Raw genomic sequence first — 1,027 nt, forward strand, 5'->3', positions numbered from 1 at the left:
ATCCTCGAAGTTGCCCATGACAACCACATCGAGATCGAAAGTGCCTGTGGTGGAGTGTGCGCTTGCACCACCTGCCACTGCATCATTCGTGAGGGGTTCAACTCTCTGGAAGAAGCGGACGAGTTGGAAGAGGACTTTCTTGACCGGGCCTGGGGCCTGGAAGCGACTTCTCGCCTAAGCTGTCAGGCAAAGGTCGGAACGGAAGACATCACCGTCGAAATCCCGAAATATTCCCTCAACCATGCGGCCGAAGCGCCGCACTGATTCAAGGAAGTGTCATGAGTCTTAAATGGGTTGATGTGCAAGAAATCGCTATCCTGTTGGCCGACGGCAACCCGGATATGGATCCCTATTCGCTGAACTTTGTTGCTTTGCGTGACATGGTCATGGCCTTGCCAGGTTTTGACGATGAGCGTGATCGCGGTGGCGAAAAGGTTTTGGAAGCTATTCAGACAGCCTGGAAAGAAGAACAGGACTGACGCCTCCCTTACGCAGTTAGGCAATACCCAAGAACCCGCGTATAATTCGCGGGTTTAATTTTTCGTAAATTACCGTTTCTGGAGTTACACCATGGCTGTTCAACGTACTTTCTCCATCATCAAGCCTGACGCTGTTGCAAAAAACGTCATCGGCGAGATCACCACTCGTTTCGAAAAAGCCGGCCTGAAGGTTGTAGCTTCGAAACTCAAGCAACTGTCCAAGGCTGAAGCTGAAGGTTTCTACGCTGAGCACAGCGCTCGTGGCTTCTTCGGCGACCTGGTTGCCTTCATGATCTCCGGTCCTGTCGTTGTTCAGGTTCTGGAAGGCGAAAACGCTATCGCTCTGAACCGCGAACTGATGGGTGCTACCAACCCTAAAGAAGCAGCTGCCGGCACCATCCGTGCTGATTTCGCTGACTCCATCGACGCCAACGCTGTACACGGTTCGGACTCCGAAGCCGCTGCTGCTCGCGAAATCTCGTACTTCTTCGCAGCTACTGAAGTAACCACTCGCTAAGCATTGGCTTAAGAGTGAAGGTGAATCCATG

Annotated in this window: 3 protein-coding genes; all 3 read left to right on the forward strand. The window is 52.5% G+C overall.

Features of this window, described 5'->3' with window-relative positions:
* Positions 1-264: ISC system 2Fe-2S type ferredoxin (gene fdx, locus MCRY_RS22380; RefSeq protein WP_139834171.1), on the forward strand; the 264-nt coding region annotated here is incomplete at its 5' end.
* A gap of 14 nt (positions 265-278) precedes the next feature.
* Positions 279-479, forward strand: a complete 201-nt coding sequence (gene iscX / locus MCRY_RS22385) for a Fe-S cluster assembly protein IscX (protein WP_017846180.1) — start codon at positions 279-281, stop codon at positions 477-479.
* Between the two features lie 91 nt (positions 480-570).
* Positions 571-996, forward strand: coding sequence for a nucleoside-diphosphate kinase (ndk, locus tag MCRY_RS22390; RefSeq protein ID WP_017846179.1), 426 nt, complete (start codon positions 571-573; stop codon positions 994-996).
* Positions 997-1,027 lie beyond the last annotated feature (31 nt).

The sequence above is a fragment of the Marivita cryptomonadis genome (assembly GCF_002115725.1).
Taxonomy (GTDB): domain Bacteria; phylum Pseudomonadota; class Alphaproteobacteria; order Rhodobacterales; family Rhodobacteraceae; genus Marivita; species Marivita cryptomonadis.